Raw genomic sequence first — 6031 nt, 5'->3', positions numbered from 1 at the left:
CCAAACGAAAAGCCCCGGAGTTTCCTCCGGGGCTTTCCTTGTTCCGTCCGTCTCGCTGGTTCAGCGGCGATCGCCCATGAACTGCAGCAGGAACATGAACATGTTGATGAAGTCGAGATAGAGAGCCAGCGCGCCCATGATCGCCTTCTTGCCCATGACGGCGGTGCCGTCGCCTTCCCAGTACATCTCCTTGATCCGCTGCGTGTCGTAGGCGGTGAGGCCCGCGAAGAGCAGCACGCCGATCACCGAGACGGCGAACTGGAGAGCCGAGCTCTGAAGGAAGAGATTGACGAGCGAGGCGACGATGATGCCGATCAGGCCCATGAAGAGGAACGAGCCGAAGGCGGAAAGATCGCGCTTCGTCGTGTAGCCATAGAGGCTGAGCGAGCCGAAGGCGATCGCGGTCACGAAGAAGGTCTGCGTGATGCTCGTTCCCGTATAGACGAGGAACGCGCTCGACAGCGAAAGCCCCATGAGGCCCGCAAAGACCCAGAACGAGATCTGGGCGGCGGAAACGCTCATCCGGCCGATCCGCGCGCTGAGGAAGAAAACGAGACCCAGCGGCGCGAAGAGAACCACCCACTTCAGCGCGCTCGTGTAGAGCGCGACGCCGAAGGGCGAAAGCGTAAGCGCGCCATCCACCGTCTGCTGCACGGCCGCCTGGAAGGCAAACCACGCGACAATGCCGGTAATGGCAAGACCCGCCGCCATGTAGTTGTAGACGCTGAGCATGTAGCTGCGCAGGCCCTGGTCGATGGCGGCTTCGCGAACGCCAGCCCCGGTCCTGCTGAGCCTGTCTTGGTCAAAATTGGCCATATCGATGCACCCTCCTGGCAGTGCTTGCGGACAATATTGGTTGTTTGGACCGTGAATTCAAGAGAAATGGGCCTCTGTCCCGCGCGATCCGGCAGGCGGATTTTCCAACGATGACAGGAAGTTAACAAATCTCCGTCAATCACTGCGCAATGCCGGCGCCGCAGGCGCGGAAAGCGCCCGCCAGGTGCCCGAAAGGCCGAGGCCGACGGTCGCCGCGGTGGCGATGGCGACCGTGCCCGCGAGAACGCCCGGCAGCGGATGCCAGGGAAGCTCCATGATCCGCGTGACGACCACATAGCTCGCCGCGCTTCCCGCCATGGCGGCGACGAGCGCCGTCGAAAGGCCGAGCACCGCATACTCCCGGACATAGATGCCGAGAATGCGCGCCCGCGTCGCCCCAAGCACCTTGAGGATGACCGCGTCCCGGACCCGCGCGCGAAAACCAGCCGCCATCGCCCCCGCAACGACGAGAATGCCGGCGGCGAGCGTCACAATGCCGATGGTCCGCACGGCGAGCGAGAACTGGCCGAGAAGACCGTTGACCGCCTCGAGCGCCTCCTTGACCCGCACCGAGGTCACATTCGGAAACCGGGCCGTGACCTCGCGTTCGAGCGCCGCCTCGCCCTGAGGCGCCATGGTCACCGTCGCAAGCTCGGTATGGGGCGCCGCCTCGAGTGTGCCGGGCGAAAAGATCATGACGAAATTGATGCCGAGGCTCTGCCAGTCGATCGACCGCGTATTGGCGAGCCGCGCCTCGAGTTCGCGCCCGAGCACATTGACCGTGAGCCTGTCGCCGAGCTTGAGCCCGAGCCCGCGCGCCAGCTCGTCGCCGAAGGAGACGAGAAGCGGCCCCGCATAATCCGCGGGCCACCAGGCGCCGCTAGCAAGCGTCGAATTCTCGGGCAGATGGCGCGCATAGGTGATGCCCCGGTCGCCCTGCAGCGCCCATTGGGCATCGGGCGCCGCCCGGACCCGGTCGGCGGGCACGCCGTTCACGGCCACGATCCGGCCACGGAGCATGGGCACCCGCTCGAACTTGACGACGCCGGGCGCCGCCCGCACGAGGCTTTCGAACGCCGCGCTCTGATCGGGCTGGATATCGACGAAGAAGAAGGAGGGCGCGCGGCCCGGAAGCTCCTTCACGATCTCGCCGGAAAGATTTCCGTTGATGAGCGAGACGGTGACGAGAAGCGTGAGCCCGAGCCCGAGCGAGAGGACGACGGCCGCCGTCGCTGCGCCCGGCCGATGGAGATTGGCAAGGGCAAGGCGCATCTCGGGCGTACGCCCGCCAATCCTCGCGGCAAGCGCCATGATGCCCGCCGCCGCGAACCGGAGCGCGGCGAAGACGAGCGCCGCGCCGATGACGAACCAGAGCGCGAACCGGGGCTGCTCCGCCGTCGCAATGGCGATGAGCGCGAGCGAAACGAGCGCCGCGCCCGCCGCCGCGACATAGCCCGGGCGCGGCAACCGGCGGACAGGCGCGACAAGACCGCGAAAAAGGCTCGCCGCCGGCACTTCGCGCGCCAGCGCCAGCGGCCAGATCGCGAAGGCGAGCGCGGTGAGAAGTCCATAGGCCGTGGCGAGAATGAGCGGCCCCGCATAAAGGCCGGGCTCGACCGGGATCGGAATGAGCGAACCGGCGAGAGAGCCAAGCATGAAGGGCGCTGCCGCGCCGATGGCAAGGCCGATGGCGATGCCCGCGAGCGACAGCGCCGCCACTTGCGCGAGATAGATCTGGAAGATGAGCCCGCCCTCGGCGCCGAGGCATTTGAATGTCGCGATGACGTCGCGCTTCTGGTCGAGAAAGGATTTGACCGCATTGGCGACGCCGACGCCGCCGACGGCAAGCGCCGTCAGCCCGACAAAGCCGAGAAAGAGCGCGACCCGCTCGACGAAGCGCCGCATGGAAGGCGCGCTGTCCGTCCGGTCGCGGATGCGCCAGCCCGCATCGGGAAAGGATTGTTCGAGCCGCGCGACAAGGGACTTGATGTCCGCCACATCGCGCGCGCCTTCCGGCAGCCGCAGCCTGTAGTGATAGTTGACGAGGCTCCCCGGCTGGACGAGCGCGGTCGGTGGCAGCGCATCCGCCGCGATCATCGCGCGGGGCCCGAGCGCGAAACCGTCGCCGACGCGGTCGGGCTCGTGAACGATCAGGGCGCGGAGATCGAAGACCGCCTCGCCGATGCGGACCCGGTCGCCGGGCTTGAGCCCGAGACGGGCGACGAGATTGGGCTCGGCGACAAGCCCATATGCGCCGTCGCGCAGCGCAAGCGCATCGCCAAGCGGCACGGCCGGATCGAGCTTCATCGCGCCATAGAGCGGATAGAGCCCGTCCACCGCCTTCAGTTCGACGAGGCTCTGCCTGTCGCCTGAAAGCGTCCGCGCCATGGCGCGCATTTCGGCCGAGCGTGAGACGATATTGCCCTTCCCGATGGCGGCGAGTTCGGCCGCGCTCGCCTCGCGATGGATGAGCCGCACATCGACATCGCCGCCGAGAATTTCCTGGCCGCGCTCGGCAAGCCCACGCGTCAGCGCGGTGGAAATGGAACCGATGCCCGCGATGGCCGCAACGCCGAGCGCGAGGCAGGCAAGCAGGATGCGAAATCCCGAGAATCCTTCCGCGAGGGAGGCGCGCAATTCGCGCCGCGCAAGGCGCAGGGCGAGCGGGAGCGACCCAGTCATGGCGCTCCGGTCCCTTGCGCCCCCTCGATCAACCCGTCCTTCAGGCGGATGACCCGCCCGCAGCGCGCGGCGAGGCGGTCGTCATGCGTGATGAGGAGGAGCGTCGTGCCCTTGCGCCTGTGCAGCGCGAACATGAGTTCGATGATCTCCGTACCCGTCGTCTGATCGAGATTGCCCGTCGGCTCGTCGGCGAGAAGGATTTCGGGGTCGCCCGCCACGGCGCGCGCCAGCGCCACGCGCTGCTGCTCGCCGCCCGAGAGCTGGGCCGGATAATGCGAAAGCCTGTGGCCGAGACCGACCGCGTCGAGTTCTGCCTTCGCCCGCTCGAAGGCGTCAGCGCGCCCCGCGAATTCGAGCGGGATGGCGACGTTCTCGAGCGCCGTCATGGTGGGGATGAGGTGGAAGGACTGGAAAACGATGCCTATATGCGCGCGGCGGAAGCGGGCAAGCGCGTCCTCGTCGAGACCGGTCAGCTCTTGGCCCGCGATCCGGACCGAACCTTCATCCGGCCTTTCGAGCCCTGCGAGCACCATGAGAAGCGTCGATTTGCCGGAGCCCGAAGGGCCGACCAGACCGACCGTCGCGCCCGCCGCTACGTCAAGATCGATGCCGCGCAGAATGTTGACGAGCCCCGCCGCGCTCGGCAGGCTCAGCTTCAGATCCCGCACCTCGATGATCGCGTCGCTCAATCGCCCGCCCGCCTGTTCCGTTTCCCTGAGGCCATATGGCATGTTCGCACTGATTTACAAGCAAGCGGCGGCTTTTCTTCTCGGCGTGCTGCTTTGCGCGCCCGCGCTTGCCGCCGGCAAGCCCGTCACCATCGTCGCCCTCGGCGACAGCCTCACCGCCGGCTATCTTCTGGGGCCGGATGAAGGCTTCGTCCCCCAGCTTCAGAAGGCTCTCCGCGCCAGGGGACATGACAATATCGTGATCGAGAATGCAGGCGTCTCCGGCGACACGACATCGGGCGGGCTTTCGCGCCTCGACTGGGCCGTGGGGCCCGGAACCGATGCCGTCATTCTCGAACTCGGCGCCAATGATGCGCTCAGAGGCATCGACCCCGCCGTGACGCGCGCCAATCTCGAAAAGATCGTGCAGCGCCTCGAGGCGCGCAACATACCCGTTCTTCTTGCAGGGATGTTCGCCCCGCCCAATATGGGCGCGGACTATGCAGGCGCTTTCGACCGCATCTATCCCGAGCTTGCATCTGCGAACGGACTTGTCTTCTATCCCTTCTTCCTCGACGGTGTCGCGGCGCATCCGGGGCTCATCCTCGCCGATGGGCTCCATCCGACGCCCGAGGGCGTCTCCGTCATCGTGACGCGCATTCTGCCCAAGGTCGAGGAACTGATCGGCCGCGCGGCGCGGAGAGGAACCGCCGGGGCGAACAGGTAGTGCTTTTCCTTCCGTCCGGGGCTCTCCCGGACGATCATCAAATCAAGAAACGCGCGCGCCCTCGGGCGCCAGTCAGGAGCATTTCATGGAGTATCGCGAACTGGGCCGGACGGGCCTCAAGGTCAGCTCGATCTGTCTCGGCACCATGACCTGGGGCGAGCAGAACACCGAGGCCGACGGTCACGCCCAGATGGACTATGCCATCGACAACGGCATCAACTTCTTCGATACGTCGGAGATGTATTCCGTGCCGCCCCGGCCGGAGACGCAGGGCTCGACCGAAAAGATCATCGGCAGCTGGTTCAAGGCGCGCAAGAACCGCGACAAGATCATCCTTGCGACCAAGGTCGCGGGCCGCTCGCCGATGAACTGGCTGCGCGACGACAAGTCGCCGACCGAGCACAGCCGCAAGCAGATTTTCGAGGCCGTGGACAAGAGCCTGAAACGTCTGCAGACGGATTATATCGACCTCTACCAGCTCCACTGGCCGGACAGGCCCGTGTCGCTTTTCGGCGGCCACGGCCTCACCTACAGGCATGTCGAGGCGCCGACCCATCCGATCGAGGAAATCCTCGCCACCCTCGCCGAGGTGGTGAAGTCCGGCAAGGTCCGCCATATCGGCCTTTCCAACGAAACGCCCTGGGGCACGATGACCTTTCTGCGCCATGCCGAGGCGAAGAACCTTCCGCGCGTGCAGTCGATCCAGAACGCCTACAACCTCATCAACCGCACCTTCGAGCTTGGCGGCGCCGAAATCGCGCATCGCGATGGCGTCGGCCTTCTCGCCTATTCGCCGCTGGCGCAGGGCTACCTCACCGGCAAGTATCAGAACGGCGCGCTGCCGCAAGGCTCGCGCAAGCAGCTCTTCAATCGCCTCCAGCGCTATGAGAGCCCGCAGGCCGATGCCGCCATCGAGCGCTACCTTGCCATCGCGAAGAAGCATGGTCTCGATCCCTCGCAGCTCGCAAACCAGTTCGTGACGACGCGCTCCTTCGTCACTTCGAACATCATCGGCGCGACCTCGATGGAACAGCTGAAACTCGCCATCGGTTCGCGCGACGTGAAATGGACCGATGAACTCGAGAAGGACGTGAACGAGGCTCACGCCGCCCAGCCCAATCCCTGTCCCTGAAACCGG

General features: G+C 66.0%; 5 protein-coding genes. 2 read left to right on the top strand and 3 right to left on the bottom strand.

What is annotated here, in order from left to right; all coding sequences use genetic code 11:
- Positions 1-60: 60 nt before the first annotated feature.
- The 3 genes from PKA57_RS14805 to PKA57_RS14795 form a co-directional block, all read right to left on the bottom strand.
- A complete protein-coding gene (locus tag PKA57_RS14805) occupies positions 61-816 on the bottom strand; it encodes a Bax inhibitor-1/YccA family protein (protein WP_324301912.1) in 756 nt (251 codons plus the stop codon).
- Between the two features lie 135 nt (positions 817-951).
- Entirely contained in the window at positions 952-3498 is a 2547-nt protein-coding gene (locus tag PKA57_RS14800; protein WP_324301910.1) for an FtsX-like permease family protein, read from the bottom strand.
- Positions 3495-4187 (bottom strand): ABC transporter ATP-binding protein, encoded by a 693-nt coding sequence (locus tag PKA57_RS14795; RefSeq protein ID WP_324301908.1) that lies wholly within the window; start codon positions 4185-4187, stop codon positions 3495-3497. The genes PKA57_RS14800 and PKA57_RS14795 overlap by 4 nt, the downstream gene beginning before the upstream one ends.
- Before the next feature lie 40 nt (positions 4188-4227).
- Between PKA57_RS14795 and PKA57_RS14790 the strand changes: the two genes are divergently transcribed.
- Positions 4228-4893: an arylesterase gene (locus PKA57_RS14790; RefSeq protein WP_324301906.1), complete on the top strand. Its 666-nt coding sequence runs from the start codon at positions 4228-4230 to the stop codon at positions 4891-4893.
- An 85-nt stretch (positions 4894-4978) separates the two neighbouring features.
- Entirely contained in the window at positions 4979-6025 is a 1047-nt protein-coding gene (locus PKA57_RS14785; protein ID WP_324301904.1) for an aldo/keto reductase, read from the top strand.
- The last annotated feature ends 6 nt before the right edge of the window (positions 6026-6031 follow it).

Origin of the sequence: Parvibaculum sp., assembly GCF_035325945.1 — a bacterium.
Taxonomy (GTDB): domain Bacteria; phylum Pseudomonadota; class Alphaproteobacteria; order Parvibaculales; family Parvibaculaceae; genus Parvibaculum.
This window is presented reverse-complemented; position numbering and strand designations above follow the sequence as displayed.